The organism is Methylobacterium haplocladii (genome assembly GCF_007992175.1).
GTDB classification, from domain to species: Bacteria; Pseudomonadota; Alphaproteobacteria; order Rhizobiales; family Beijerinckiaceae; genus Methylobacterium; species Methylobacterium haplocladii.
Window position 1 is genome coordinate 63,874 of the sequence record NZ_BJZT01000025.1, and the last position, 25,285, is coordinate 89,158.

The 25,285-nt window shown below is 66.0% G+C and carries 26 protein-coding genes and 1 pseudogene; 12 read left to right on the plus strand and 15 right to left on the minus strand.

Going from position 1 to position 25,285, the window contains the following annotated elements; all coding sequences use genetic code 11:
• Window positions 1-40 precede the first annotated feature (40 nt).
• Window positions 41-1,324: an oxalate/formate MFS antiporter gene (gene oxlT, locus MHA02_RS11860; protein ID WP_147078845.1), complete on the minus strand. Its 1,284-nt coding sequence runs from the start codon at window positions 1,322-1,324 to the stop codon at window positions 41-43.
• Between the two features lie 434 nt (window positions 1,325-1,758).
• On the opposite strand from oxlT, the gene MHA02_RS11865 reads away from it, so the two are divergent.
• From MHA02_RS11865 to MHA02_RS22155, 4 genes are all read left to right on the plus strand, one after another.
• Window positions 1,759-2,109, plus strand: coding sequence for a CBS domain-containing protein (locus tag MHA02_RS11865; RefSeq protein WP_147078846.1), 351 nt, complete (start codon window positions 1,759-1,761; stop codon window positions 2,107-2,109).
• Between the two features lie 127 nt (window positions 2,110-2,236).
• A complete protein-coding gene (locus MHA02_RS11870; protein ID WP_147078847.1) occupies window positions 2,237-2,518 on the plus strand; it encodes a hypothetical protein in 282 nt (93 codons plus the stop codon).
• A 25-nt stretch (window positions 2,519-2,543) separates the two neighbouring features.
• Window positions 2,544-4,316: a DEAD/DEAH box helicase family protein gene (locus MHA02_RS11875; protein ID WP_147078848.1), complete on the plus strand. Its 1,773-nt coding sequence runs from the start codon at window positions 2,544-2,546 to the stop codon at window positions 4,314-4,316.
• Between the two features lie 452 nt (window positions 4,317-4,768).
• Window positions 4,769-4,927 carry a hypothetical protein gene (locus tag MHA02_RS22155; RefSeq protein WP_170249185.1) on the plus strand — a complete coding sequence of 53 codons (159 nt, stop codon included), beginning with the start codon at window positions 4,769-4,771 and terminating at the stop codon, window positions 4,925-4,927.
• 14 nt (window positions 4,928-4,941) lie between these two features.
• On the opposite strand, the gene MHA02_RS22160 is transcribed toward MHA02_RS22155, so the two are convergent.
• Window positions 4,942-5,106, minus strand: coding sequence for a hypothetical protein (locus MHA02_RS22160; protein ID WP_170249195.1), 165 nt, complete (start codon window positions 5,104-5,106; stop codon window positions 4,942-4,944).
• Between the two features lie 132 nt (window positions 5,107-5,238).
• On the minus strand, window positions 5,239-6,519 hold the full coding sequence (gene frc / locus MHA02_RS11880) for a formyl-CoA transferase (RefSeq protein ID WP_147078849.1): 1,281 nt from the start codon (window positions 6,517-6,519) through the stop codon (window positions 5,239-5,241).
• Window positions 6,520-6,871: 352 nt separating this feature from the next.
• Here frc and MHA02_RS11885 point away from each other — a divergent pair, with 352 nt between their 5' ends.
• The gene (locus tag MHA02_RS11885; RefSeq protein ID WP_147078850.1) at window positions 6,872-7,555 is read left to right on the plus strand and encodes a GntR family transcriptional regulator; all 684 of its coding nucleotides are present in this window, start codon (window positions 6,872-6,874) and stop codon (window positions 7,553-7,555) included.
• 315 nt (window positions 7,556-7,870) lie between these two features.
• On the opposite strand, the gene MHA02_RS11890 is transcribed toward MHA02_RS11885, so the two are convergent.
• A complete protein-coding gene (locus tag MHA02_RS11890; protein ID WP_147078851.1) occupies window positions 7,871-8,554 on the minus strand; it encodes a putative 2OG-Fe(II) oxygenase in 684 nt (227 codons plus the stop codon).
• Window positions 8,555-8,907: 353 nt separating this feature from the next.
• Between MHA02_RS11890 and MHA02_RS11895 the strand changes: the two genes are divergently transcribed.
• Window positions 8,908-9,159, plus strand: coding sequence for a hypothetical protein (locus tag MHA02_RS11895; RefSeq protein ID WP_147078852.1), 252 nt, complete (start codon window positions 8,908-8,910; stop codon window positions 9,157-9,159).
• Between the two features lie 97 nt (window positions 9,160-9,256).
• Here MHA02_RS11895 and MHA02_RS11900 read toward each other — a convergent pair whose 3' ends face one another.
• Entirely contained in the window at window positions 9,257-9,808 is a 552-nt protein-coding gene (locus MHA02_RS11900) for a GDSL-type esterase/lipase family protein (protein WP_147078853.1), read from the minus strand.
• Between the two features lie 409 nt (window positions 9,809-10,217).
• Window positions 10,218-10,727, minus strand: a complete 510-nt coding sequence (locus MHA02_RS11910; protein WP_147078854.1) for a hypothetical protein — start codon at window positions 10,725-10,727, stop codon at window positions 10,218-10,220.
• Window positions 10,728-10,889: 162 nt separating this feature from the next.
• Between MHA02_RS11910 and argC the strand changes: the two genes are divergently transcribed.
• Window positions 10,890-11,840, plus strand: a complete 951-nt coding sequence (gene argC / locus MHA02_RS11915) for an N-acetyl-gamma-glutamyl-phosphate reductase (protein ID WP_147078855.1) — start codon at window positions 10,890-10,892, stop codon at window positions 11,838-11,840.
• A 495-nt stretch (window positions 11,841-12,335) separates the two neighbouring features.
• Window positions 12,336-12,836 carry a Ros/MucR family transcriptional regulator gene (locus MHA02_RS11920; RefSeq protein ID WP_147078856.1) on the plus strand — a complete coding sequence of 167 codons (501 nt, stop codon included), beginning with the start codon at window positions 12,336-12,338 and terminating at the stop codon, window positions 12,834-12,836.
• Window positions 12,837-12,843: 7 nt separating this feature from the next.
• On the opposite strand, the gene MHA02_RS11925 is transcribed toward MHA02_RS11920, so the two are convergent.
• From MHA02_RS11925 to MHA02_RS11950, 5 genes and pseudogenes are all read right to left on the minus strand, one after another.
• Window positions 12,844-13,839 (minus strand): NUDIX hydrolase, encoded by a 996-nt coding sequence (locus MHA02_RS11925; protein ID WP_147078857.1) that lies wholly within the window; start codon window positions 13,837-13,839, stop codon window positions 12,844-12,846.
• A 1,151-nt stretch (window positions 13,840-14,990) separates the two neighbouring features.
• Complete coding sequence (locus MHA02_RS11935) at window positions 14,991-15,323, minus strand: hypothetical protein (protein WP_147078859.1); 333 nt, start codon at window positions 15,321-15,323, stop codon at window positions 14,991-14,993.
• A 148-nt stretch (window positions 15,324-15,471) separates the two neighbouring features.
• A pseudogene (locus tag MHA02_RS11940) lies at window positions 15,472-16,432 on the minus strand (transposase).
• An 11-nt stretch (window positions 16,433-16,443) separates the two neighbouring features.
• Window positions 16,444-16,947: a hypothetical protein gene (locus MHA02_RS11945; RefSeq protein ID WP_147078860.1), complete on the minus strand. Its 504-nt coding sequence runs from the start codon at window positions 16,945-16,947 to the stop codon at window positions 16,444-16,446.
• A complete protein-coding gene (locus tag MHA02_RS11950; protein WP_147078861.1) occupies window positions 16,934-17,773 on the minus strand; it encodes a hypothetical protein in 840 nt (279 codons plus the stop codon). The genes MHA02_RS11945 and MHA02_RS11950 overlap by 14 nt, the downstream gene beginning before the upstream one ends.
• A gap of 459 nt (window positions 17,774-18,232) precedes the next feature.
• Between MHA02_RS11950 and MHA02_RS11955 the strand changes: the two genes are divergently transcribed.
• The 4 genes from MHA02_RS11955 to MHA02_RS11970 all read left to right on the plus strand — a co-directional run bounded on the left by MHA02_RS11955 (window position 18,233) and on the right by MHA02_RS11970 (window position 20,814).
• A complete protein-coding gene (locus MHA02_RS11955; protein ID WP_147078862.1) occupies window positions 18,233-18,946 on the plus strand; it encodes a thiamine phosphate synthase in 714 nt (237 codons plus the stop codon).
• An 11-nt stretch (window positions 18,947-18,957) separates the two neighbouring features.
• Window positions 18,958-19,770, plus strand: a complete 813-nt coding sequence (gene thiD, locus MHA02_RS11960) for a bifunctional hydroxymethylpyrimidine kinase/phosphomethylpyrimidine kinase (protein WP_147078863.1) — start codon at window positions 18,958-18,960, stop codon at window positions 19,768-19,770.
• Window positions 19,771-19,870: 100 nt separating this feature from the next.
• The gene (locus MHA02_RS11965) at window positions 19,871-20,494 is read left to right on the plus strand and encodes a helix-turn-helix domain-containing protein (RefSeq protein ID WP_147078865.1); all 624 of its coding nucleotides are present in this window, start codon (window positions 19,871-19,873) and stop codon (window positions 20,492-20,494) included.
• Window positions 20,495-20,589: 95 nt separating this feature from the next.
• Window positions 20,590-20,814: a hypothetical protein gene (locus MHA02_RS11970; protein ID WP_147078867.1), complete on the plus strand. Its 225-nt coding sequence runs from the start codon at window positions 20,590-20,592 to the stop codon at window positions 20,812-20,814.
• Between the two features lie 283 nt (window positions 20,815-21,097).
• Here the strand turns inward: MHA02_RS11970 and MHA02_RS11975 are convergent, their stop codons facing one another.
• The 4 genes from MHA02_RS11975 to MHA02_RS11995 all read right to left on the minus strand — a co-directional run bounded on the left by MHA02_RS11975 (window position 21,098) and on the right by MHA02_RS11995 (window position 25,181).
• Window positions 21,098-21,634, minus strand: a complete 537-nt coding sequence (locus tag MHA02_RS11975) for an ABC-type transport auxiliary lipoprotein family protein (protein ID WP_238180276.1) — start codon at window positions 21,632-21,634, stop codon at window positions 21,098-21,100.
• A gap of 205 nt (window positions 21,635-21,839) precedes the next feature.
• On the minus strand, window positions 21,840-22,922 hold the full coding sequence (locus MHA02_RS11980; RefSeq protein WP_147078868.1) for an MlaD family protein: 1,083 nt from the start codon (window positions 22,920-22,922) through the stop codon (window positions 21,840-21,842).
• Window positions 22,923-23,148: 226 nt separating this feature from the next.
• Window positions 23,149-23,922: an ABC transporter ATP-binding protein gene (locus tag MHA02_RS11990; protein ID WP_373318352.1), complete on the minus strand. Its 774-nt coding sequence runs from the start codon at window positions 23,920-23,922 to the stop codon at window positions 23,149-23,151.
• A 134-nt stretch (window positions 23,923-24,056) separates the two neighbouring features.
• A complete protein-coding gene (locus tag MHA02_RS11995; protein ID WP_373866685.1) occupies window positions 24,057-25,181 on the minus strand; it encodes an ABC transporter permease in 1,125 nt (374 codons plus the stop codon).
• Between the last annotated feature and the right edge of the window lie 104 nt (window positions 25,182-25,285).

Here is a 25,285-nt window from a genome sequence, read left to right on the forward strand (position 1 = left end):
GCCGGTCGTTCGGACCGGCCGCCGGGGATGCCTGGGGCGGCTACTCCGCCGGGACGGCGTGGAGGCCGAGCGCCGGCTTCGTATAGGCGGCCCGCATCGGCTTGAGCACGAACAGGGCCATCAGCGCGGCCAGGATGTTCAACCCGGCGGCCGCCAGGAACACCGCGTGCCAGCTTCCGGTCATCGTGGTCAGGACGCTGGAGAAGGGCACGATCAGCGCGGCCGTGCCCTTGGCCGTGTAGAGCAGGCCGGCATTGGTCGCGGCGTATTTCGAGCCGAAGGTGTCGCCGCAGGTCGCCGGGAACAGCGAGTAGATCTCGCCCCAGGCGAAGAACACGAGACCGGTGAGGATCACGAACATGAACGGGTCCTGCCCGAACACGCTCAGGAGGTAGATGCCGACGCCTTCGATGCCGAAGGAGAGGAACATCGTGTTCTCGCGGCCGATATGGTCGGAGACCCAGCCGAAGAACGGTCGGGTGACGCCGTTGAGCACCCGGTCGATCGTCGCCGCGAACGTCAGGGCCGGCAGGGTGATGCCGAGCAGGCTCACGGGGGTGTCGATGATGTGGAAGTCCTTGGCGATCGGCCCGAGCTGCGCGGTGGCCATCAGGCCGCCGGCCGCCATCATCACGAACATCGCGTACATGATCCAGAAGATCGGCGTGCGCACCATCTCGCCGGGGGTGAAGTCGCGCTTGCTCTGGCTGACCTTGGCCACCTCCGGCACGTCGCCCTTCTTCGGCGCGATCAGGAACAGCGCCAGGATCATGACGATGACGCCCTGGCCGATGCCGAAGTAGAAGAAGGCCGACTCGTAGCCGTAGTTCTTGATCATCGCCTGGATCGGCACGACGGTCAGCGCCGAACCCGCGCCGAACCCCATGGCGGTGATGCCGGCGGCGAGGCCGCGGCGATCCGGGAACCACTTCAGCGAGTTGCCGACGCAGGTGCCGTAGACGGCGCCGGCGCCCGTGCCGCCGACGGCGGCGGCGATGTAGAGCGTCGTCAGCGAATCGGCATAGGAGTTCATTACCCAGCCGACGGCGCAGAGCAGGCCGCCCACCAGCGCGACGATGCGCGGGCCGTACTTGTCGACGAACCAGCCCTCGATCGGAACGAGCCAGGTCTCGGTGACGACGAACATCGTGAAGGCGACCTGGATCGCGGCGCGATCCCAGCCGTGACGCTCCTGGATCGGGTTCACGAAGAAGGTCCAGCCGTATTGCATGTTGGCGATCATGCACATGCAGACGACGCCGAAGACCAGTTGCAGCCATCGGCTGGCGGGTGGCGAGCTTGCTGTCACTGATGGGGTGAGCATGGCGTTCCTCCGATAGGGGGTCTTTGGGATGCTTGGCGCTATTCGACCGGTTTGCTGATTGTTGTTCTTGCTTGCGTCTTCGCCCGGCCCGCATCGCTCGGATGTCGGCGAGCGAGAATTGGAGTCTCCTGCGCGCACGAACGCCGTGCGCGAGAAGCCGTATTGAAATGGATCTGGCGGAGCCGTCCTTCGTTCATCAAACATCTCCTTCGTCGAATCGACGAGAAGCGAAGGAAGTGTGTCTCGTCACGATCCCGGCCGGGCCGAAATCCTGCGAATGTTTCGGTCGGAGCAGGTGGATGTATGATTCCGCCTCACCGACCGACCCCGGCACCATAATTCAAAATTCAGAATTGACAACAGGTATGTTGTATACCAGTTTGGAGACCAAGGATCGTCCCCACCAAAAGGGGACGTCCGACAGGAGGATCGCCTTGGACCGAGAGACCGGCCGAGCGCACGACACTGCCAGCGCAGCGCGCGTCCACCGGGACGGCGCGGTCGGCGAGGCGCGGCGGCTGTCGCGACCGGGCGCCGGAGCGCTGCTGGTCGTCGACGGTCATCCGGCGGATGCCACGGTCGTCGGGCTGTTGAGCGAGCGCGACGTTGTCCGTGCGCTCGGCGCGCACGGGCCGGACGTCTACGGCCCTTGCATCCGGGTCGTCACCGAGCAGGACTTTCCCGCGATCGACGTCGACCACATCGCCTCGATGGACGGCTTCCGGGTCGGCGCGATCCTCAGCTTCTGGGATTGCTCCGGTGCCGCAGGCGCCGCGCACGCATGACCGCTTTCGGCAGACGAAGCGTTGACCTGTCCCCGCCTCCTCTGCTGAAATTCTCCTCTGATCGCAGATTGTCGTCGGAAGACCGCAGGACACTTTTCCGAAATCTGCCTAGCCAGAAAGACACCCGATGAAATACCTGACCGTCGTCGAATGCCCGGTGGCGTTTCCGGCCGAGAACGACCACGGCCTGTCGAGCAAGGACATGCTGCCCCGCGCCGGCGTGACCGGCGGGCTCGAGAGCCGTCACGTACGGGTCCTGGACAACCGCATCACCGCGGTCTGCATCTGGACGAGCGAGGCCAGCGCCAAGCGGTTCTTCGACAGGGACTGGCACGACAAGGCCGCCGCGATCTGGGGCGATGAATACCAGACCCGGTTCGAGGCGATCGACAGCGCCTCGGCCGCCTGACCGATCCGCCGGGGGCGTCGCGACCATGCCGGAGCCCCTCCCGACCAGCGAAGACACCGGCTTCCACGCCTGGAATCCGGGCCTCGTCTCGGGCCTGCCGCGCCATGTCCGGCCGCTCGCCACCGTCTTCCGGCCCGAGAACGTCGAGACGCCCTTCGCGGAGATTCAGGAACTCAGCGATCTCAGCGGGCTGCCGGCGACGCAGCTTGCCCTGTTTCGCCCCGAACGCCTCGTCGTCCACGAGGTGCTGATCCGGGTGATGGCCGATCTCTCGGTTCCGCTCGGCGCGGTCTACGCCGATCTCGGCGTCAACACCCGCCGCATCGCGGCGACGATCTTTCACGAGGGAATCGCGGCGCGTCTCCCGGAGATCGCGGAGCTCCTGGCGTCGATCCGCGCCCGGGCGGAGGACCTGATCGACGGCGAACTCGCGGCCCTGTTCGACGACCCGGCGCCGGAACGCAGCCGCGAAAAAAAGCCGTTCGGCCTGCCGTTCTTCGGGCGACGCCCTCAGCCGATCCCCGCCGAGGACTGTCAGGCGCGCGCCCTGCGCCGCCTCGACGACCCGGTGGGCGAGCCCGACAGCCTGGAACGCTGCACGCGGGACTCCCTGCGGACCGTCGTGGCGAGCGTCGTCGGCCGCCAGGGTTTCCTGATCCGCGACAGGGCGCTGCTGCGCCGCCTCGCCGCCATCCTCGTCTCGAACGCCCATGGCAGCCGGCGGATCGGCGCGACCATCGAGCCCTGGATCGCGGAAGTCGTCGCGCGAAACGGCTATCGCCGGGTCGGCGCGCAGGACCGGCCGGTGGTCATGAACGTCAAGGGCGCCTCGGCCTCGGGCAAGAGCACCATCCGCCCCTACCAGCGCGCCCTCGTCGAGCGCACCGGCGCCGACTGGTCGGATTTCGCGGTGATCACGCCGGACGTCTGGCGGAAGTTCCTGCTCGACTACGACAGTCTCGGGCCGGCCCGGCGCTATGCCGGGCCGCTGACCGGCCACGAGGTCGAGATCATCGACGCCAAGCTCGACCGCTACATGGCCCGCAAGGCGGCGGAGGGCCGGATCTCGCACCTGCTGATCGACCGCTTCCGCTTCGACAGTTTTTCCGCCGACGCCCGGGGCGACGGCACCAGCCAGCTGCTCACCCGGTTCGGGCACCGGATCTACCTGCAGTTCATGGTCACCCCGCCCGAGGCGACGGTGGAGCGGGCCTGGAAACGCGGCGAGGAATTCGGGCGCTACAAGGCGGTGGAGGATCTCCTCGCCCACAACGTCGAGGCCTTCGCCGGCATGCCGCGGCTGTTCTTCCTGTGGGCGCTGCGCACCGACAAGGCGGTGGCGTTCGAGTTCCTCGACAACACCGTGCCGGAGGGCGAGACACCGCGCACCATTGCCTTCGGCAGCAACGGCGCCATGACCATCCTCGACGCGCGGGCGCTTCTCGACATCGACCGCTTCCGCAGGATCGACATCCACGCGCGCACCCCCAGGGAGGTCTATGCGGGCGTCGACCTGGCCCCGGAGCGCAATGCCGGCTTCCTGCGGGACTGCCTCGGCCGGCTTGCGAGCGTCCACTTCGCCGAGCGCGACACCGGCCGCGTCTTCGCCCAGTTCGCGCGAGCGCGCCTCGTCGGCCTCGATCGCACGGTGCTCGAGCGTGTCTGCGCGGATGACGGGATGCGGGACGCGCTGCTGGCTGCAGGCCTGTCGGGAGATCTTCCGGAGGTGGCGGGGATCACGGAAACGCTACGCCCCGAGGAGAGCTCGACCCTCGGCGCCTGGGGAGGAAGCCTGTAGCGGCCGACACCGTGTCCGCTCGGTCGGTTCGGCGGTGCGCATTCCCCTCTCCCGGCACGCGGGGAGGGGCCTTCATGGACCTCGTCGTCCATGAAGGGAGCGAAGCCGAAGCGAAGGTGAGGGGGCGGTGCCGGAAGAGTCTCCTCCGGTGAAGCCCCCTCACCTTCGGCTGCCGCCTCGCTTCGGCGACGACAAGGTCGCCGAAGCCCTCTCCCCGCGCGCGGGGAGAGGAAGTGCGCGCGATCCGAAAAGATCTATCGGAGGCCGTGGGGAAATACCGCGTGGCAGCATCGGTGTCGGACGAAACGACACGAGACGGAGAAAATCGCGGCGAAAGCGCGCCTCAGCATGCACTATGCGCATAACTGCATCTGGTATTTTGTACTTCATATCCAAAATGGCATGGGCTATCACCCGCTTGTCGCACCGCAACATCGGTTCAAGAGGCCGCCATGCTCGCTACCGCCCTCGTCGCTCTCGTCCTTCTCTTCGCCCTTCAGGGCCTGCTCGTCGTCAAGCTCGCCGACAAGCTGACCGCCAACGCCGCGACCAGCCGTGACGGCCGCAACGGAAACCTTCAGGACGCCGGCCGGTACGCGCAGCTCGCCTGAACCGCGTCGAACCGTCAGAGGCTCCGGACCGCGCGTTCGGCCTGTCCTGAAGAGGCTGCGGCGATGACGGTGAGGTCGGCCAGCTCGGCCGACATCCCGCCGTCGGCATGCGATGGGATCGGGGGTTCCGCGTCCTGCCCGAAGGCTTCCGCGAGGAGGGCCAGGGGTTCATCGATCATCGCGTTCCTCCCGGACCGCCGCCCGTCGCAAGAGCGAAGCGCCTGCACGAATCCTGTATTGGTATTTGGCATACCAATCTCGGGTCTGTCAATATATTGCAGGCTCGCGCCTGCGTCGGATTGCGCCTGCCACTATTCTGCAGCCACCCTCTGAACGGCCCCGGTGGCCCCCGAGCCCAGAATTTTTGCGATCTCGGTGTCCGAGCAGCCGAGCACGTCGCGAAGAATCTCGTCGGTATGCTCGCCGAGGAGCGGCGAGCGCGTGATCGACACGGAGTTCGCCGAGAGCTTGATCGGGTTGCCGACTGTCAGATACGGGCCGCGCGTCGGGTGCTCGACTTCGACCACCGTCCCACTGGCGCGTAGCGCCTCGTCCTCGGCGATCTCCTTCATGGACAGGATCGGCCCGCACGGGATGTCGTAGGCGTTGAGGATCTCCATCGCCTCGAGCTTGTCGTGCTTCATCGTCCACGCCTCGATGCGCGTGAAGATCTCGTTGAGATGCGGCAGCCGGGCTTTCGGAGTCACGTAGTCCGGGTCGGTCTTCCAGCCGGGCTCGCCGATGATGTCGCAGATCGGCTCCCAGACCGCCCCTTGCGTGATGAAGTAGATGTAGGCGTTGGGGTCCTGCTCCCAGCCCTTGCATTTGAGGATGCGCCCGGGCTGGCCACCGCCTGAATCGTTGCCGGCGCGCGGCACGGATTCGCCGAATTCCACGCCCTCGCCGAACTGGCTGTATTCCGGGAGCGGCCCGTGCGCGAGGCGCTGCTGGTCGCGCAGCTTCACCCGGCAGAGGTTGAGCACCCCGTCCTGCATGGCGCAGTCGACGCGCTGGCCCCGGCCGGTCTGCGTGCGGTGGTACAGCGCCGTGACGATGCCGAGCGCGAGGTGCAGCCCGGTGCCGGAATCGCCGATCTGGGCGCCGGAGACCGTCGGCAGGCCGTCGCGCCAGCCGGTGGTGGAGGCGGCCCCGCCCGCGCATTGCGCGACGTTCTCGTAGACCTTGCAATCCTGGTAGCGGCCCGGCCCGAACCCTTTCACGGAGGCGAGGATCAGGCCCGGATTGGCCGCCTGCAAGGCCTCCCAGGTCAGGCCCATGCGGTCGAGGGCGCCCGGCGCGAAGTTCTCGACGAGGACGTCGCATTCGCGGATCAGCCGCCAGAGGACCTCGCGGCCCGCGGCGTTCTTGGCGTCGATGGTGATCGAGCGCTTGTTGTGGTTCAGCATCGTGAAATAGAGGCTGTCGACGCCCGGGATGTCCTGCAGTTGCTGCCGCGTGGCGTCGCCGGTGCCGGGCCGCTCGACCTTGATCACGTCGGCACCGAACCAGGCGAGGAGTTGCGTGCAGGTCGGGCCGGACTGGACATGCGTGAAGTCCAGGATTCTCACCCCGTCGAGTGGCGTGCCCGTCATCGTCTCCTCCCGGGGAGCTGCTTTTCTGTCGCGGGTCCCGGCCGGGCCTCTAGCGGTCCCGTACCGAGACAGGCGCCGCCCGGAAGCGGGAAGCCCGGTTCGACTGCGTGCCGACCGGAACGGGGGCGCAGCGGGGGCGAAAGCTTCGTGGTTCGACGACTCGCGCGATATTGGCATACCAAATACCAACGGTCAATTTGGCCTGCGTCCAGGTGGTGCGACCGTTTCGGACCATGCCCTGCCAAGCGGAACCGCCGCCTTGTGTTTCCAGCGGTGAGCCGCCATGGTCCGGGCGGTTCGCGAGGCCTCGGCGCGCTCGAACCGAAGCCAGTACTGGACTGATACTGACGTGATGCAGACTTTTACCATAAAGCCGATCGTCCCGGCGACGAGTTTGCGGACGCTGGCGTATGAAGCGCTGAAATCCGCGATCACCAACATGGACATCTACGGCCAGACCGGGGACGTCCGTCTCGACGAGCGCGGCCTGTCGCAGACGCTCGGTGTCAGCCGCACGCCGATCCGCGAGGCGCTGACGGTGCTGGAGCAGGAAGGCTTCGTGCGCAACGAGCCGCGGCGCGGCGTCTTCGTCGTCCGCAAGACCCGCAAGGAGATCGTCGGCATGATCCAGGCCTGGGCGGCCTTGGAGAGCATGGCCGCGCGCCTCGCCTGCGAGCGCGCCTCGGACGACGACCTGAAATGCATGCGCACGATGTTCCCCGAATTCTTCGAGGGAACGCCGGCCGACCATCTCGCCGAATATTCGGAAGCCAACATCCGCTTCCACCAGAAGATCATCTCGCTCGGCCATTGCGAGGTGATCCAGGATCTCTGCAGCAACCTGCTGATGCACGTGAAGGGCATCCGCAACATCTCGCTGCGCCAGGGTGACCGCGCCGAGACGTCGATCGCGGAGCACATCCAGATCATTGAAGCGCTCGAGGCGCGCGATGCGGAGAAGGCCGAGCGCCTCGTGCGCGACCATGGGCTCGGCTTGGCCGTCCACGTCGAACGCTACGGCGACCACCTCGACTGACCGGCCGGGCGCTGGCCAGGGGCCGTTTCGTACCGTCTCCGGTTGATCGATTCGATTGGTGCGCGTGCCACCTCTCCCCGCGTGCGGGGAGAGGCCCGCATGGACGTCGTCGTCCATGCGGGAAGCGGAGGCGAAGCCGAAGCGACGGTGAGGGGGCGCCGTCGAAGGCGTCGACATGCCTTTCCTCGCCCCCTGTGCGAGGAGGACCGGCGTAGCGCGGTGGAGCGGGCAGCACCGGGACCATTCCGGCATCGTCGCCCCCCAAAGCTGGAGGAGAGACGCGAACCGAGCCGAAGGATTCAACCAGAATCCGTCTCAGTCCTCGACCTCGGCGCGGGCGTTGAAGGACAGCGAGCGGCGCTCGCCGGGGCCGTCGAACGGCTCGACGCCGTGCAACAGCCAGGCCGGAAACGTGTAGAGCACGCCGACCTCGGGCGGCACGCTCAGCAGCGTCTTGGCGAAGCGTTGCTTGCCGCCGGTGAGGAAGTTCAGGTAGCCGGCCTTGCGCCCGGAGATGTAGGTCTTGCCCAGCTCGGACTCTGCGGGCGGCGCGGGGGCCTTGAGGTAGAGCACGCCCGAGAGATCGCCGGAATGGAAATGCACCGGACTCGGCGTCCCGGCATGCTGGCTGACGATCCAGATCCGGTCGATCTCGATATGCTTCGGCGCGACACCCTCCGCCGCCAGCACGTAGCGCAGGAGCCGGTCTTCGATGGCGGCCACGAGGGAATCCCTGCCACCGGCGCAAGCCACCTCCGGCGGCACGAGGAACTCCCGATCGCCGGACAGGACATGCCGGTCGGCGAAGGCGTCGAGGCGCGCCAGGAGCTCGGGCGAGACCCGCGTCCGCCCGATCAGCGGCCCGAACGGCGACAGCATCTCCAGCGGCGGATCACCGGCATCGCGCGCCATCGCCGCCGCACCGGCCTCGTATTTGCGCAAGGCGCGGGTCTTCTGCGCGACGTCGCGGCTGCGCAGGGCGTCGGTCTCGCCGGTCATACGGGCTCCCTGCAGGGGTGATCCTCCGATGAGATACACGGGCAAGCCCCATGGCGCGACCGGTCGGCCGAGACCGCAGGACAATCGGGTGAACCCGATTGTCCTGGTTTATTGCTCGGCCTCAGGCGCCGGCGGCCGCATCCGCGGCCTTGGCTGTCGCTCCGCTCGACGCTTTGCAGGACTTGCATCCTGCACAGCCCGCTGCGCGGGGCGCTCTTCGCGCCCGGAGCATCGACAATCGGGCTTCACCCGATTGCCCTGGCCGAGACCGCCAAGACACGCCTGCCCCAAAATCGCCTCAACTGAGGGGTGTCCTCACACCCTCACGCCTTGGTAGATGCAAGGAGGCAACAATGTCGTTCGATGTCGTTTTCACCCGCTCGGCACAGAGCGTGGCGGCCGACCATGGTGATCTTCCGACCTTGGAAGAACGCACCCGGGACGAAATCGCGGATCTTCCCGGCGAAGGCCTCGAAGAACTGGAAAAGCACTTCTTCCATGCCTTCGCGCTGGACGACGGGACCGAGTTCATCTGTTCGCTGACGGCCGACGGCGCCGTGCGCGTCGATGCCTGCGCCAACGAGGATCTTTCGCAGGCGGCCTAAGCAGACTCGCGTTGGCAAGCCAACGCGAGTCTGCTTAGGTTTTTATGGTGTCGCAGGTTTTGGTCGGAAAGCCGCAGGGCACCTTTCCGAAACCTGCTTAGCGCCGGGCCGGTGCCCGCGTCCTGCCCGGTGGCGTCAGCGCCGCGATCACCTGCGGAGCCAGTTCCTCCGCGATCCGGGCATGGCCGTCCCGTGAGATGTGGATCCCGTCCCACTGGTAGATCTCGCGGGGAAACACCGGGTCGTAAACGATCGCGCGGATGCCGCGCCCGGTCAGCCGCGCCACCATCGCGTCGATGTTCGTCGCCCGCCGCTCCCGCGTCCCGAAGAACCTCAGGTCGTTGGCGCCGGGCTGAAGCACCACGAGCTGCGTCCCGTCCGGCACGGCGGCGTCGAGCCTCCCGAGCATGCCCGACGTCGTATCGAAGGCCCGGCCGGCATTGATCACGCGCACGTCGAGCCCGCGCTCGCGCAACAGGACTTCGAGCTTGGCCGGATAGGCGGCCGCCTCGCCGACGCCCCAGCCGGAGGTGTTGCTCGCCCCGACTGCGACGACCGTGAGCGTGGCGGCCTGCGCCGCGGGAGGGGCCGCGCCCGCCAGAGCGAGGGCCGGGACGAGGGCTTTCAGCGTCGCGCGCAGTCGGTTCATGGTCCCGATTCCATCGTCGCGGGCGCCGCCTCGCCCCCGTCCTCCGGCACCCTGTTACGCCGGACGCCGGACGACCGAAACCTCGGGGCTCAGATGGTTTCCGGTTGACCCGCTCGGGCTGCGCGCATCCCCTCGCCCCGCTTGCGGGGAGAGGGCCGCGACGACCTCGCCGTCGGCGCGGCGAGGCGGCAGCCGACGGTGAGGGGGGCGCACCGGATGAGACTCTTCCGGAGTCGCCCCCTCACCGTCGCTCCGGCTTCGCCTCCGCTTCCTTCATGGACGACAAGGTCCATGAAAGCCTCTCCCCGCGCGCGGGGAGAGGGGGATGCGCACGACCGATTCGACGTGTGGCCCTGGGTTGCTTCGCTACGCTCGCAAGAAGGTAGAGGGCTCCGGGGCGATCGGCCCTCTACACCCCCAGCACCCGCTCCAGCTCGCCCTTGCTCATGGCCGAGCGCCCCTTGATGTCCTTCGCCTTGGCGCGCTCGAGGAGCTCGGCCTTGGTCGGACTGCTCCCGCTCGCGGAGCGGCGGGCGGAAGCCGCCTTGCGGGCGACGTCCTTCGGCTGGCGGGAGTGCTGTTTGCCCTTGGCGCCATCCGCGCGCTTCTTGGCGGTGGAGCGGGCGTATTCGTCGTCGGAGAGCTTTTCGCGGGCCTTCTCGGGCAGGTAACGCTCGCCGGTCTCGCCGCTCTCCTTGCCCGACTTCGTGTCCCACTTCTCCTCGGTCCATTGCTGGAGGTGGTTGTCCTTGGACTTGGCCCCGGCGTAGCCGCCGCCCTGTTTCTTGTATTCGGCGGTGGCCATCTGAGCCTTGCGGGCCGACCACTGGCCGGGCTTGCCGCCCTTGTCGGATTTCGTGACTTCGTCCTTCACCTTGTCCCAGAGCTTCGGGTCGGTCTTCTTCGCTGTCGCTGCCATGGCATGTCTCCGAAGGCATTTTTTCGGATCGACAACCGAAGTGCCGGGTGGGCGTTCCGGAGCGGATCGCCACATCCACAGCGGTCGCGTCACGGTCCCGTCATACCCGCTGCGTCATTGACTCGCGGCGGCCGAGATTCCACGTGCTCGCCGAGGGTGACGATGTCCGAGACGAGCGCTTCGCAGATGCCAAAGGTCTTCATCGACGGCGAGGCCGGCACCACGGGGCTCGGCATCCGCGAACGCCTGGAGGGCGAGGGGCGCGTCGCGCTCGTCAGCATCCCGCACGAGAGCCGCAAGGACGCGGAGGCCAAACGCGCGCTGTTGGCCGGGGTCGACCTCGTCGTGCTCTGCCTGCCGGACGACGCGGCCCGCGAGACCGTAGCGCTCGCCGACGGCCTGCCCGGGGGCGGCCCGAAGATCCTCGATGCCAGCACGGCGCACCGGATCGCGCCCGGCTGGGCCTACGGCTTTCCGGAGATGGACAGGGCGCAAGCCGACGCGATCCGCGCCGCGCAGCGCGTGGCCAATCCCGGCTGTTACCCGACCGGGGCCATCGCCCTGTTGCGGCCCCTGATCGCGGCCGGCCTGATCCCGGCCGATCATCCCGTCAGCATCAACGCGGTCAGCGGCTATAGCGGCGGCGGCCGCACGATGATCGAGAGCTATGAACGCGGGGAGGGGGCGCCCTTCCAGCTCTACGGGCTCGGCTTCGGTCACAAGCATCTGCCGGAGACGCAAGTCTATAGCGGCCTGACGCGCCGGCCGATCTTCATCCCCTCCGTCGGCAACTTCCGGCAGGGCATGCTGGTGAGCATTCCGCTCCACCTCGACACTCTGCCGGGGCGGCCCTCCGCCACCGATCTCGAGGCGGCGCTGCTGGCGCATTACGGCGGCGCCGGCCTCGTCGACGTGGTGACCGGAGCCGGCGAGGGTGCGCATCGCGAGCGCATCGAGCCCGAGGCCCTCAACGACAGCGACCGGCTCGAACTCCGGGTGTTCGGCTCGGGCGAGCATGCTCAGGCCGTTCTCGTCGCCCGCCTCGACAATCTCGGCAAGGGTGCGTCGGGCGCCGCCGTGCAGAACATCGGACTGATGCTCGGTCTCGACTGAGAAACACGCGCCGGAACCGGCAACGCACGTCCGCCGAAGGCTAGACATCCGGAACCTCCGCAGGAACTGCGTAGAATCCACAGGATATCGTCGCGCGCCGTTGCCGCACCGATCTGCGGTGCGACGGCCTGCACCGCCCGCGAGCGGCCGTCATCGGCGCGCCTGCAGGGCGGTCCGTGCGCATGCATGCATTGTGGGGTTCGGACCCTTCTCAAGATGTTGCAAAGCCGTGCAATTTCGACGGATTGCGAAATCGCAGCACGTGGATGTCACTGTTCGTTCAACATCGTGCGGCAGGCGGTTCAACCTATCGTAGACACTTTGTCTTGGAGCATGACCGGCGGTTCTAGTTGTGCAAAATCCAAACATATGAGCAGACGAAGCGCAGTTTTTCATCCGAGTGCTTGATTTTACAAATCACCGATCTTGCTCATGAGCCGACCCGAGCCTACCGTCCAATCGAGCATACCGACGGACAGCGATGGCAGGTCACACATGAGCGAATCCAGCGCCGAAACGGACCGACTCGTCACACTCACTGCCGACATCGTGTCCGCATATGTCAGCAACAACCATGTGCAGAGTGCCGACCTCGCCAAGTTGCTCGGCGACGTACACTTGGCGATCTGCAGCGTCTCGGCCGCCCCCCTGGCCGCCGAGGCGGCCCCGGCCAAGGCGACCGCACAGGAGATCAAGCGTTCGATCTCGCACGAATTCCTGATCAGCTTCGAGGACGGAAAACCCTACAAGACCCTGCGCCGGCACCTGACCTTGCGCGGGTTCACGCCGGAGCAGTACCGCGCGAAGTGGGGCCTCAACCCCGATTACCCGATGACCTCCGCGAGCTATTCCGAGCAGCGTTCCGAACTGGCCCGCGCCCTCGGCCTCGGCCAGCAGCGCCGCAAGGCCGGCGCGGCACCGGCGCCGGAGGCCGCCCCGGTCGAAGAGCCGCCCGCCAAGAAGACGCGCGCCCCGCGCAAGAAGAAGGACGCCTGAGCCGGCCTCAGACGGACCGCCGCGAGGGCGTCAGCCGCACGCCCGGGGCAGGACGCTCCAGCAGCACCTCGCGGCGGAAGCGCACGAGCCGGGCCGGGCGGCCGGCCGCACCGCTGGTGATGCCGTCGGTCTCCTCTACCAATCCCTGCTGCGCCACGAGCCGGCGAAAATTCTGCTTGTGCAGGCGGGTGCCCGAGAGCGCCTCGACAGTCTTCTGCAGCTGCAGCAGCGTGAAGGCCGGCGGCATCAGCTCGAACACCACCGGGCGATACTTGATCTTGCCGCGCAGGCGCCCGATCGCGGTGGCGAGCACGCGGCGGTGGTCCAGCGCCATGGGCTGGCCGGTGACGCCCCGGTCGGCGGGGATGGCGGCGCCGGCCTGCCCCTTCGCCTCGGGGATCAGCCCGGCCTCGAACAGCAGCTCGTAGCGCTCCAGCACCCGCTCCTCGTTCCAGGTGCCGCCGAAGTTCAGGCCGACGCGATCCTCGCGCAGCCGCCGCAGCTTCGCGTCCGGCCCCTGCGCGATCCAGGCGGCGAGGCGCGGCTCGATCTCGGCGAGCGCCGGCGGCCGCCCCTCGCGAAAATCCTCCCAGGGCAGGAAGCGGTACCAGTTGCGCCAGGTCGGGTCGGCGTCGGGCGCGGCCTCGCCCGTGGCCCGCGCCTCGCGCACCAGGGCGAGGTAGGCCACGGAGAGCAGGTGCACCGCCTCCGGCCCCGCCGCCTTCCGATCGCGGTCGCCGAAGGTGTAGAGCTGCTCGACATAGCCCAGCCGCGCCTGCGTCTGGCGCTCGACCCAGGCGCGCAGGCCCCGCTCCAGGGTGGCGTGCTCCGGAACGAGGGGTCCCGCCGGCAGGCCGGTCCCGCGGCCCATGGCCTGGGACGGGACGGGTACGGTGAGCGCGCGCGGCTCGCCGTCGGTCGCCGCGACGATCACCGCCACGAGGCCGACCGAGGAGGTGCTGGAGACCGCGCGCGGATCCGCGCTCATGATCGCGCCCGTCATGGGGCCGGAGGGCTCCTGTCGCGGTGGCGAGCGCCGACAGCGCCCGCGCCCTGGAATCGCTTTGGACGGCCTCCAAAACGCTCCGCTGCTAGTGCGGCAGCCGGCACCCCATCGTCAACGGCAGGTGGTCTTTCATTGGGGGGGGCCGACGCGATCGCTACAGGTTCTTGTTATGACGCACTTTCTTTCGACGGGCGTTGGCCAACAAGAGGGGGAGGCGAAGCTCTGGACGCTCGCGCTCTAAGGATGGCGTGCGCAAGCGGATGGTTGAGAATGAGCCGACGCAAGCGAGGCGGGTGTAGCAGCTTGCGCGATAATGGCCGCTTTCTAAGCGGTGATGAGTTAAATCAGATTGGCCAGGAGCGGAGCCGTTTACCAGGCATAAGGCGCTCTTTATAGGATTTGAGTCCGACATGGCTCGGATGCCTCTCATACCCTCTGCACGCTAACGTTTTGCTAACCTTACCGCTACACCGTCAGCTTAATTCGCGGATCGGCTGAACCCATGCAGAACACGTCGCACGCTGTTATGGCTCAACGCGTTGAGCCATTGAATAGCCCTGACGATTTTCCTACGCCGCCCTGGGCCACGCGAGGCCTTATCGAATATATTCTTCCAGAAAAAGAGAGGCTTAAGTCTATGACATGTCTTGAACCCGCTTGCGGAGCAGGACATATGGCAAAGGTCTTGTCTGAATACTTCCGTGAAGTCCGCTCTTCGGATGCCTATCCATACGGATACAGTCATGTACGAGATTTTTTAACTTACCCCTACGAAAAAAACGGAGCTGATTGGGTAATCACCAATCCGCCGTTTCGTTTGGCCGAGGAGTTCGTATTGCGCGCTCTTGATATAGCTAGGCATGGGGTAGCCATACTTGCAAGAACAGTCTTCTTGGAAAGCGTAGGGCGACACGAGGCAATATTTCTCTTAAATCCACCGTCACGCTTTGCACAGTTTGTCGAGCGTGTTCCAATGGTTAGGGGTCGCTTGGACGCGAAGGCGACAACTGCAACTGGATACGCGTGGCTCGTGTGGGAAAAAAAAGCAAGCATCGCGCATCCTCGGCTAATGTGGGTCCCGCCTTGCAGGCGGAAGCTCGAACGTCCAGGGGACTACGACAACTCCCATTTGGTCACCTCGCGCTCGGCTAAGGCTCGTTAGCATCATAGGTCGCACCAGCCGCCTTAAGGGCTGTTTTTGCACCGTCAATATCGCCCTTTTTCAGCAGAGATTCGACTTGATTGGCAGCATCTCTCATCCTTCTACCCTTCACACCTGGCGCTCCTTGAGGAGGAAGACTTGAGACAGGTGCGGCAGGTGGCAAACCGTACTTCCCATCTTCGGCGCTTTTGATCCTGCCTTGATTGACTCCAAACCAAGCAGCAATGTCATGCCTGCGATCACCGCGCTTTATCATCCCGAGCACGATTGGAATGTCGTTTGTAGCGAGGCGAAAACCGCTGACGTTGCCCCGTGCCATGCATAACCTCCCATTTTTGTTCCGGAGACTAAAAAGCATCCGCAACTCTGAGAGTCCATATAAATCGCATTGCGACCATGCGCTGGATTCCCTGCGCGTGAGCCCTGAATCGGATGCTTATGCAGTCACGGCATCAGCACTGCGGAAGCTAAGCCTTCTCATGCCGCTGCCAGTAGCCCTTGAAGGCCCGGCCAATGGGCGAGACGAGGGAGAGGCGCACGGTACGGGCGAAGGCCGAGCCATTCCGGCAGACGACGGTGATCCTCCTTCCCTGCGGCCTCGGTGGCGTATTGGTAGAGGTAGCAGGCCGTGACAAAGTGATGCTGTCCGCTCACCATGCAACGCAGGCGCGCGAAGTAGCTCTCGCCGAGATTGGTGTTGGCACCGTCAGCTGAGTAGGCAGTTGGAGTGTAATGCGGCTGGCGGCGGGGAACGTGGCGCGCAAGGCGTCCCAGTGACTCGCCTCGTCGGAATAGAACTTGGAGCCCTTGGCATTCGCGGCCTGGGCTAGGGCGAAGCCCTCGGCCTCGCTGAGGCCACGACCGTTGGGGTGCGTCCTTTGCGTTAACGCATGACGATGACGATGCAGCGCTCGCCGGTCTGAAGCTCCTTAGGGCGGCGGTCTTTGCGGTTCTCGCGGACGAACCGAGCCCCCCGAGGTACGCGCCGTCGATCTTGACCTCGCCGTCGAGGCCGAACTCTTCATCCCAGCCGCAAGGCCGCCGCTCAGTTTGCGAGCCAGCACGAAGGCGATCTTGTAGGAGACGAGGAGATCGGGGCCGAGAGGCTCTTCACCGCGCTCACGAAGGGACGACAACGCCGCAGAGCTTTGTGAAGGACAGCTTGCGCGAGGCAACGATTGTCGTGCTCGTCACGCTGAACTGCTTGCCGCAATCGGCACACTTGAAGCGACGGCGGGTCGAGATCTCGTAGTGGTCGAGGCAACCGCAAGGCGGTCACACGGGCTCGCCATCCGTCTTGGGCCAGCGAAGATGCTTGAAGGTTTGGCGCCTTATCCTCGGCGAGCCGAATATACGATACAAGCTCGTGTGCGATAAGCTCACAGCTAAGTTTTTGCTTAAGCTCCGAGCGCTACTGGCGTTCGACAAGTCAAGATCGACTAAGCCGGTAAGGATATTTTCGTCTTTATTTTTGCCATTATAGCAAAAAGCTTTGCTACGCGCACCGTGGCGGCAAAACTGTATATAAACAAGGAAACATAAAGCGTACCTATACAATACATTATAACACTCAAACCGTCCATATCAGCATTTATAATTAACAGCGGTATTCCGAAAATAGTTAGCGCAAATCCGAGCGTTACAGCGCGCTTAGTATAAGACATGAATTTTTCTAATGCTTTTGTTGAGCTTATTCTAGAAATAAATCCGTCTGTTTTACTGAAAATCAGACTGTAAACACCAAACTGAAACCCTGTCATTACGGAAGCCCAGCCAAATATTGCCGTATACAACTGCGGAAGCGACAATTTATAGGTGACAAAATCTTGAGTAATCTCGACACGAAAAAAGATGAGCGTACAGAAGGCAGTCGCCGCCAGCACAAACGGAGACCACGACTCAAAATAAGCTAAAAAGCTTTTCTTGTTTTTAAGCTCTGCCATACATTACTCTTCGAAGATAATCCCTTTTTGTTGCGAAATTTACATCTGGATCTCGATCATGAAGATTAAGCTCTTCATGAAAAATAAGCAATTCGCTTAGAAAATCAATCCCAAGTGGATAATCAGGATTATAGACTTTAAGTTTTTCAAGCTGAATTTGATCTCTCGCAGACCTGGAAAGAAGCTCTCGAACGGCGCCCGTGATCCGCCTACCAAGATGACCAGGTGAATGACCCATCGAAATCTCAACGGTGATCTGCGGGGCGTTGTACGCATCTCCCATCGCAGAGAATGCCTCGCCAACGGCTCGGCCGTCGCCGTCAAGCACGGAAAGGTCGGTTGGACTGGCCACCTTGACCTCGATCTTACGGGGGGCCGATTGGTTGTATCGCTCCCACGCATCCTCTCTGACGACAGGAAGCATCCGATACGAAGCCGTCGAATCAAATTCATGGAGGTAATTCAGGAGCCGACCAGGACTGCAAACCCGATTGTTGAACTCCATTCCGAGCAGCCCGAGGTGATGGTTGACCCGAAATACCACGCTGTGCCCGAGCCTATTGCTTGTAGTCAAGGCCGTTCGCCCCGCCGGCGTCACCTCAGATGGCAAGTTAGTTGACTGAATTCGCGTAAGTTCGCAACAAATTACATGCTGATTTTCTTCTTCTAGAAGCTCCAGTCTCACCGCAAAATTTGGCGCGATATGCTTCTCTCTATTGACATAACCTGGGATAGAATCAATCCGCCTCAAGACATCGACGAGCCTCGGCACGCTATCGTTCTCGCGCTCTATCCTAAACAGCTTCACTGTAACGTTCTTATCCATGTTCCCCGCCCTTTGGTTATTGCTAAGATTGCACAACCAGATGGCGCAGCGGAAGAGTCATTGCCTACCTATCAATGCATATTTATGGCGAGAACAAGCAGTGAACAAGGGCAGGAGGCAGTCGCCGGCACAAAGCGGCTCGTATAATTTTATATGCCTCCATGGACGATGACGATTGGTGCATTTGCTCCGTAAGGCCGGGAGGGCGCCCTGGACGCGATTGGGTCCGCATTCATGTCATGTCGGCCCCACAGATCTCGCAGCCGACCCTGCGGATCGCCACAGGATCGGATCATCGACGAACCGATCCGCTGCGCGTAATCAGAACGCCGCCTGGGACGGCCTGGGACGGGCGGGACGCACGTCCCACACGGCCGCTCTCGGCGCATTCGGACTGAAAGAGCGAACGGAACGCCTCATGACGACATTCAGGCCCGCCGGGGTTCGGCGGGGTCGCGCGTGATCGGCGGCCCCAGCGGGACGCGTCCGGGCGGCGCGAGCCCGGTCGATCTGCGCCTCTACGGCCTCCTCGACGTCGGCGTGCTCGGAGACGACGGCGCGCGGCTGGCCGACCTCGCCGCGCAGGCGGTGGCCGGCGGCTGCACGCTGCTGCAATACCGCGACAAGCTCTTGGACGATGCGCGCGCCGCGCTGGCGCGCATCCGCGCGATCCACGCGGCGGTCGGGGGGAGGGTGCCGCTGCTCGTCAACGACCGGGTCGACCTGGCGCTGGCGGCCGGCACCGAAGGCGTGCATCTCGGCCAGGGCGACCTGCATCCGGAGGAGGCGCGGCGCCTCCTCGGGCCGAAGGCCATCGTCGGACTCACGGTGAAGACCGGGGCGCAGGCCGACGAGCTCTACCGGTTGCCGGTGGACTATGCCTGCATCGGCGGCGTGTTCGCGACGACGAGCAAGGACAACCCGGACGCGCCGATCGGCCTCGACGGGCTGCAGCGCCTCGTCTTCCGCGCCCGCCTCGCCCGCGGGCCGGGGCTTCCGCTCGGCGCCATCGCCGGGATCGATGCCGGCAACCTCGCCGCAGTGATCGCCGCCGGCGCCGATGGCGTGGCGCTGATCTCGGCCTTGTTCAAGGGGGGCTCCACCGAGACATGCGCCCGCGACTTGCGCGCGCGCATCGATACGGCGCTCAATGCGCGCGGGAACAAGAACTGAGGAAACGCCCGATGGCCACGACCCCGATCGCCCTCACCATCGCCGGCTCGGATTCGAGCGGCGGCGCGGGCATCCAGGGCGATCTCAAGACCTTCGCGGCGCTCCGCGTCTACGGCGCCAGCGTGATCACCGCACTCACCGCGCAGAACACGCGCGGCGTGCAGGGCATCCACGACGTGCCGCCGGACTTCGTCGCCGCGCAGATCGACTCGGTGTTTTCCGATCTCGACGTGGCGGCGGTGAAGATCGGCATGCTCTCGCAGCCGGCCACGATCCGCGCCGTCGCCGACGGCCTGCGCCGTCATGCGAAAAACCTGCCGGTGGTGCTCGATCCGGTGATGGTCGCCACGAGCGGCGACCGGCTGATCTCGGAGGAGGCGGTGGCGGCGCTGCGCGACGCGCTCATGCCGCTCGCCACGCTCATCACGCCGAACCTGCCCGAAGCCGCCGCGCTCCTCGGCGAAGACGCGGCGAAGACCGAGAACGAGGCGGTCGCCCAAGCCCGCAAGATCCTGGCGCTCGGGGCGCGGGCCGTGCTGATCAAGGGCGGTCATGCCGAGGGCGACGAGAGCGTCGACCATCTCGTCGTCTCCGACGGGACGCTCCGCCGCTTCGCCGCCCCGCGGGTCGTCTCGACCAACAGCCACGGCACCGGCTGCACGCTCTCGGCGGCAGTGGCCGCGGGCCTCGCCGGCCGGCTCGAACTGGCAGACGCCGTCGCGCGCGCGAAGACCTACGTCACCGCCGCGATCCGCGCCGCCGACAGCGTCTCGGTGGGGCAGGGCCACGGCCCCGTCCACCACTTCCACGCCCTCTGGAGATAGGGCGCGATTCCCCCCTCCCGGGTTGCGTCCGCCCCCCGTTTGCGTTTGATGGACCAAACGCTCGTTCGGATTACCGGATGGGCTGCGGCGGACGGGGACCATGCAGGATACGGCGACGAGCCCGGACAAGGCGCGTGCGAGGGACCTCGGCGCACAGGTGCTGTCGGGGCAGCTCGGCAAGACCATACAGCGGCTGCGCAAGGCCTATAACCTCTCACTGTCCGAGCTCGCCGAGCAATCAGGGGTAGCGAAGTCGATCATCAGCCAGATCGAGCGCAACGAGACCAACCCGACGCTCGCCACGATCTGGCGCCTGTCCCAGGCCCTCGACGTCTCGATCGAGCGGGTGCTCGCCACCTCCGACGAGGAGCCTTTTATCGAGAAGACCTCGCGGGCGGACACGCCGATCCTGGTCTCCGAGGACGGCAAGGTCAGGCTCGCCATCATCGGCTGGATCAAAACCGTCGAATGGTTGCAATGGTACGACGTCACCGCCGATTCCGGCGGCGTACTCGATTCTGATCCGCATCAGCGCGGCTCGGTGGAGTCGCTCTCGGTGATCGAGGGCGCCTTCGAGGTCGACGTCTCGGGCGAGACCCTTCGGGCACGCGCCGGCGAGACCCTGCGCTACCGCTGCGACCGCCCGCACGCCGTACGCTGCATCGGCAACGCCCCCGGCCGCGCCACCATGGTGGTGATCATGAAGGCTGCAGTGATGGAATAGGCACTCCACGACAGCCCCTCGATTGTACGAAATCATACTGTTTGCTAGCGTGAAGCATTCCCGGCGACGAGCTCGGCGCCAGTCCGGCCAGATGCATGACGCGCGACACTCCACGCTCCGAGACCGATGATCCCCGGCGCTGGATCCCCGGCTACCGGGCCATCGTGTTCGATCGCGAGGGGCAGGGCGCCAACGTCGTCGAGATCGATGCGGCCGACGATGAGGAAGCGCTGACCCGCGCCAAGGCCATCGCCGGCGCCCTCGCCTTCGAACTCTGGGACGCGCTCTGCATGATCTGCCGGCACGAACCGGCGGGGTGAGTTCTGAGAAAACTCAGCTCATGGCTCCCGTTCCCCACGCACCTTTCCCCGGATGGGGTGAGCGTCAACGGAAGCCGATCCGGGAGCCGGCATAACGACTGCGCGAAGCATCGAAACGTCAGAGCCGGTCGGTGCGAGCCGCGGACACGGCCCTCGTTCGCTGGCTGCCCCCTGCGTGGATTACCTCCCGCTGGCTCTCCAGCGTCCGGGAAAGGCCCCGCGAGCCCATCCGTCGGACCTTCCCAACCGGCGAGGGACACGCGCCAGCAGCGACCCAAGAAGATCAGCGGCCGGAGTTCACCCAGCGCACTACGTCGCCGAGCACCTGACGCAGGGCCGCGTCGAGGCCGGCGGCGGCGCTGGCGGCGTCGACGGCGGGGACGGGCACGCGAGCCGAGAAGACGCGGGCGTTGACGACCTTGCCGGTGCCCTCGGCGATGATCTTGGCGGAGATGTCGACCACCGCCTCGCGGGAGCCGGCCGCGATGTCGAATTCGCGGATCTCGCTGACGAGCTGGTAGTCGGAGACCACCTTGTCGCCGGGGCGCGTGACCGAGCGCAGTCGGCCGGAATTCTCGAGGCTCTGGATGATGCGCGTCTGGATCAGGCGAGGCAGCCGGTCGGACCATTGCCCGCCGCCGACGAAAGAAAGGGATCCGTTCGGCTCGCGAACCAGGATGCGGTCGGCCTCCATCGGCTGGAGGCCGATGGGCTCGGCGACCACGATGGCGCGGGTGGCACCACCGGGGCGCGGGTTGCCCGGCAGGGCCGCGAGATCGAAGGTCAGCGGCGTGGCGCCGCCACAGCCGGTCAGACCCATGCTTAGGACGGCCGCAAGGGCGAGGCCGGCCGGCCGAAACCGCGCGAGGGCGCGTCGGGTCGCGGCTGTGCCGGGAGTCGAGGCCGTCGTCATCAGCGGAAACACGCCAGATCTCCGGGCCGGAAGGTGGCCCACCGGGTTCAAACTACGGCAAAGCTCTGCAGGTGCCCGTGCGTGACGGCACATTCGCCCGCCCAGGTCGTATTCAGCGTCCACCGTTGTATTCCGGCAACGTCGGCTTTCCGCCGAAGATGACCTGGGACGGGTCGCGCTCCAGGCTCTTGGCGGCGCGGCTCAGCGTGTTCAGCGTACGCTGCCCATCGCTCGCCAGCGCCTCGACTTCACGGCGGCTCGACCCGCTCAGCCGCGTCACGCTCGTCGAGATGTTGGCCGTGCGCTTGTCGAGGTTCTCGGAGAGCAGGCGGAAGGCCTTGCCGGCATCGCGCACCGAAATCGCGGCCTCGCGAATCTCCGTAAAGGTCGAGGAGCCCTGTTGGCCCGAGGCCGAGCCGAGGAAGCCCTGGGCGCCGGCAAGCACGGCGTCGATCTTGTCGGCCGAGGCATTGAGCTTGGCCATCATCGTGCGGGCGTCGCCGAGGCCGGCCTCGATGTTCGGGCTGGAATTCGCGAGCGCCGCCGAGAAGCGGTCGGCGTTGTCGATCACGCGGTTGAGCTTCTCGCCGTCGATCGCCTTGACCAGCGAGCCGATCGCCGGGCCGGCATCGGCCAACGTCTTCGAAAAGGTCTCGACGTTGGCCAGCGTGCGGTTAATGGCGCCCTCGTTGCCGGCGATGACCTTGTCGAGGCGCTGCAGCATGTCGTCGGCCCGCTGCGCGATCTGGCGGGCGGCGGCCATCATGTCCTGTATGTCGCTGGAATCGGCGAAGATCGTCGGCATGGAATCGCCGGAGCCCGCCTTGAGCGGCGGGGCGTCGGCGCTGCCGCCCGAGAGCGAGATCTGCGAGACGCCTGTGAGCATCGCGGAATCGAGCCGGGCGCGGGTGTCGGCCCGCAACGGCGTCGTCGGCAGCACCTCGACGAGGGCCACGACGCGGCGCGGATCCTGCGGCAGCAGGCGCACGTCGGTGGCCTCGCCGACCTTGATGCCGTTGAACGACACGGTCGAGCCCTTGGCGAGCCCGCCGACGCTACCGGAGAACACGATGCGGATCGCTTGGGCTGCATCGCCGCGCGAGCCGCCGTGCAGCCAGAACGCAAAGCCGAAGCCCGCAAGCACGACGGCAATGGTGAAGGCGCCGATCAGGGCGTAGTTGGCACGGGTCTCCATCGATCAGGCCTTTTCACGATGGGCGGCAGTCGTGCCGTGCGCGGCGGCACCAGGGATTGCAAGCGAACCCTCCCCACTCCGAGGGGGAGAGTACCTGCGGAGCAGGCGGGAGAGGGGCCGGCTCAGGTTCTTTCGGACAGGGAGCTCCCTTCTCCCGACCCCTGCTGACGCAGGGGCCGCCCTCGCCCGCAGCGGGGAGAGGGTTCTGCGCATGGTGGATGATCGCTCACGCATGAACCGCTCCCCGGTTCTGCCTGGCCGGGCTCGGCACGATCGCCCGCGCGCGCTTGCCGTGGAAATACGAGCGCAGCCAGGGGTGATCGCTCTCGAGCATGGCCTCGATCGGACCCTCGGCGATGATCTTGCCGTCGCCCAAAGCCGCGATGCGGTCGCAGGCGGTGTAAAGACTGTCGAGGTCGTGCGTGACCATGAAGACGGTGAGGCCCAGCGTCTGCTTCAGGGTGGCGACGAGCTCGTCGAACTCGCCCGCGCCGATCGGGTCGAGGCCGGAGGTCGGCTCGTCGAGAAAGAGGATTTCGGGATCGAGGGCGAGGGAGCGGGCGAGGGCCGCGCGCTTGATCATGCCGCCGGAGAGTTCGGAGGGCAGCTTGTCGGCGGCGTCCGGCTTGAGGCCGACCATCTCGATCTTGAGCCGGGCGAACTCGTCGAGCAGGCGCTCCGAGAGGTCGAGATGCTCGCGCATCGGCATCTGGATGTTCTGCTTGACGGTGAGGCCCGAGAACAGCGCGCCCTGCTGAAACAGCACGCCCCAGCGTTTTTCCAGCTCGCGCCGACGGGCGAGCGTCAGCCCGTCGACGTTCTCGCCGAAGATCTCGATGGTGCCGGAACGCTTGGTGACGAGACCCAGGATGGTTCGCGTCAGAACGGATTTTCCCTGGCCCGACGGGCCGACAAATCCCAAGATCTCGCCGCGCCAGATGTCGAGGTCGAGCCCCTTCATGACGTCGCGCGCGCCGAATCCCACCACGAGCTCGCGCACGCGGATGATGGCGTCCCGGCCCGGTTGGCGAGGCGAAAGCGTCAAGTCGTGTCCCGATCCCGGCGAGGCGCCCCGGAGGGCAGCCTCGGGTGAAGCTGTCGTGCCGGCCCGTCCGGCGAAGGTGCTGGACTCGCTCAGAATTCCACCGCCGCGAAAAACACCGCGAAGAGTCCATCAAGCACGATGACCATGAAGATTGACTTGACGACTGAGGCGGTGACGTGGCGTCCGAGGGACTCGGCGGAGCCCTCCACCGCGAAGCCCTCGATCGTCGCGATGATGCCGATGGTCAGCGCCATGAACGGCGCCTTGAGGAGGCCGACCCAAAGGTGGTGCTCGGATACCGCCGCCTGCAGGCGCGAGAGGAAGCCGTCGACCGTCAGGCCGCCGTAGATCAGCGCCGTGACGCCGCCGCCGGCCAGCGCCGCGAGGTTGGCGAGGAAGGCGAGGATCGGCAGGCCGATCATCAGCGCCAAGATACGGGGAACGATCAGGATTTCGATCGGGTCGAGGCCCATGACGCGCAGCGCGTCGACCTCCTCGCGCATGCGCATCGAGCCGATTTCGGCGGTGAAGGCCGAGCCGGAGCGGCCGGCCACCATGATCGACGTGAGCAGCACGCCGAGTTCGCGCAGCACCAGGATGCCGATCAGGTTCACCACGAAGCTCTGCGCGCCAAAGCGCTGCAGCTGGATGATGCCCTGCTGCGCGACGATGCCGCCGACGAGGAAGGAGATCAGTGCGATGATCGGCACGCCGCGGAAGGCGATGGCCTCGAGCTGATTGATCAGCGCCGTGAAACGGAAGCTCGAGGGCCGCGCCGCCACCCGGCCGATGGCGGCGATGACCTCGCCCAGGAAAGACAGGCCGGCGAGGATCTCGCGGCCGGTGGAGACGACGCTGCGGCCGACGGCGTCGAGGGCGCCGACGACGCGGCCGACGCGCACGGTGGCCGGCGGATCGGCCGGGCGGAGCGCCACCTCGCCGAGGAGGATGCGGTGCTCCGGGCTCGCCCCGGCATAGGCGAGACGGCCGCCCGCGGCCTCGATCTCGGCGCGGGTCCGCTCCAGCACCCAGGCGCCGAGGGTGTCGAGGCGGATCACGCCGGAGAGGTCGATCAGGACCGGCTGCGCCGCGCCGTGCGCCAGGATCGCCGCCGCGCTCCGCTCCACGGCGGGACCCTGGTCCGCGGTCCAGCGGCCGCGCAGGGCCACGCGCTCGCCGGCCATGTCGGCGCCGGCCATTTCGGCACCGGCCATGTCGGAATTGGCCATGTCGGGGTTGGCTGTGCCGGCTTCGATCAGCACGGGAAGGTCTCCGATTCCGTCCCGCAGGACGCGGAGGCGTGCCTATCTGAGGGCAT

Bases quoted from the DNA above. Each gene is read 5' to 3' on its own strand.
- MHA02_RS11935 (WP_147078859.1), bottom strand. From the start codon at position 15,323: ATGGCACGGGGCAACGTCAGCGGTTTTCGCCTCGCTACAAACGACATT.
- MHA02_RS22160 (WP_170249195.1), bottom strand. From the start codon at position 5,106: ATGATCGATGAACCCCTGGCCCTCCTCGCGGAAGCCTTCGGGCAGGAC.
- MHA02_RS11965 (WP_147078865.1), top strand. From the start codon at position 19,871: ATGCAGGATACGGCGACGAGCCCGGACAAGGCGCGTGCGAGGGACCTC.
- MHA02_RS22155 (WP_170249185.1), top strand. From the start codon at position 4,769: ATGCTCGCTACCGCCCTCGTCGCTCTCGTCCTTCTCTTCGCCCTTCAG.
- MHA02_RS11895 (WP_147078852.1), top strand. From the start codon at position 8,908: ATGTCGTTCGATGTCGTTTTCACCCGCTCGGCACAGAGCGTGGCGGCC.
- MHA02_RS11980 (WP_147078868.1), bottom strand. From the start codon at position 22,922: ATGGAGACCCGTGCCAACTACGCCCTGATCGGCGCCTTCACCATTGCC.
- MHA02_RS11875 (WP_147078848.1), top strand. From the start codon at position 2,544: ATGCCGGAGCCCCTCCCGACCAGCGAAGACACCGGCTTCCACGCCTGG.
- MHA02_RS11910 (WP_147078854.1), bottom strand. From the start codon at position 10,727: ATGGCAGCGACAGCGAAGAAGACCGACCCGAAGCTCTGGGACAAGGTG.
- MHA02_RS11870 (WP_147078847.1), top strand. From the start codon at position 2,237: ATGAAATACCTGACCGTCGTCGAATGCCCGGTGGCGTTTCCGGCCGAG.
- MHA02_RS11885 (WP_147078850.1), top strand. From the start codon at position 6,872: ATGCAGACTTTTACCATAAAGCCGATCGTCCCGGCGACGAGTTTGCGG.
- MHA02_RS11925 (WP_147078857.1), bottom strand. From the start codon at position 13,839: ATGACGGGCGCGATCATGAGCGCGGATCCGCGCGCGGTCTCCAGCACC.
- MHA02_RS11975 (WP_238180276.1), bottom strand. From the start codon at position 21,634: ATGGGTCTGACCGGCTGTGGCGGCGCCACGCCGCTGACCTTCGATCTC.
- MHA02_RS11920 (WP_147078856.1), top strand. From the start codon at position 12,336: ATGAGCGAATCCAGCGCCGAAACGGACCGACTCGTCACACTCACTGCC.
- MHA02_RS11890 (WP_147078851.1), bottom strand. From the start codon at position 8,554: ATGACCGGCGAGACCGACGCCCTGCGCAGCCGCGACGTCGCGCAGAAG.
- MHA02_RS11900 (WP_147078853.1), bottom strand. From the start codon at position 9,808: ATGAACCGACTGCGCGCGACGCTGAAAGCCCTCGTCCCGGCCCTCGCT.
- MHA02_RS11995 (WP_373866685.1), bottom strand. From the start codon at position 25,181: ATGGCCGGTGCCGAAATGGCCGGCGCCGACATGGCCGGCGAGCGCGTG.
- argC (WP_147078855.1), top strand. From the start codon at position 10,890: ATGTCCGAGACGAGCGCTTCGCAGATGCCAAAGGTCTTCATCGACGGC.
- MHA02_RS11950 (WP_147078861.1), bottom strand. From the start codon at position 17,773: ATGGATAAGAACGTTACAGTGAAGCTGTTTAGGATAGAGCGCGAGAAC.
- thiD (WP_147078863.1), top strand. From the start codon at position 18,958: ATGGCCACGACCCCGATCGCCCTCACCATCGCCGGCTCGGATTCGAGC.
- oxlT (WP_147078845.1), bottom strand. From the start codon at position 1,324: ATGCTCACCCCATCAGTGACAGCAAGCTCGCCACCCGCCAGCCGATGG.
- MHA02_RS11945 (WP_147078860.1), bottom strand. From the start codon at position 16,947: ATGGCAGAGCTTAAAAACAAGAAAAGCTTTTTAGCTTATTTTGAGTCG.
- MHA02_RS11970 (WP_147078867.1), top strand. From the start codon at position 20,590: ATGACGCGCGACACTCCACGCTCCGAGACCGATGATCCCCGGCGCTGG.
- frc (WP_147078849.1), bottom strand. From the start codon at position 6,519: ATGACGGGCACGCCACTCGACGGGGTGAGAATCCTGGACTTCACGCAT.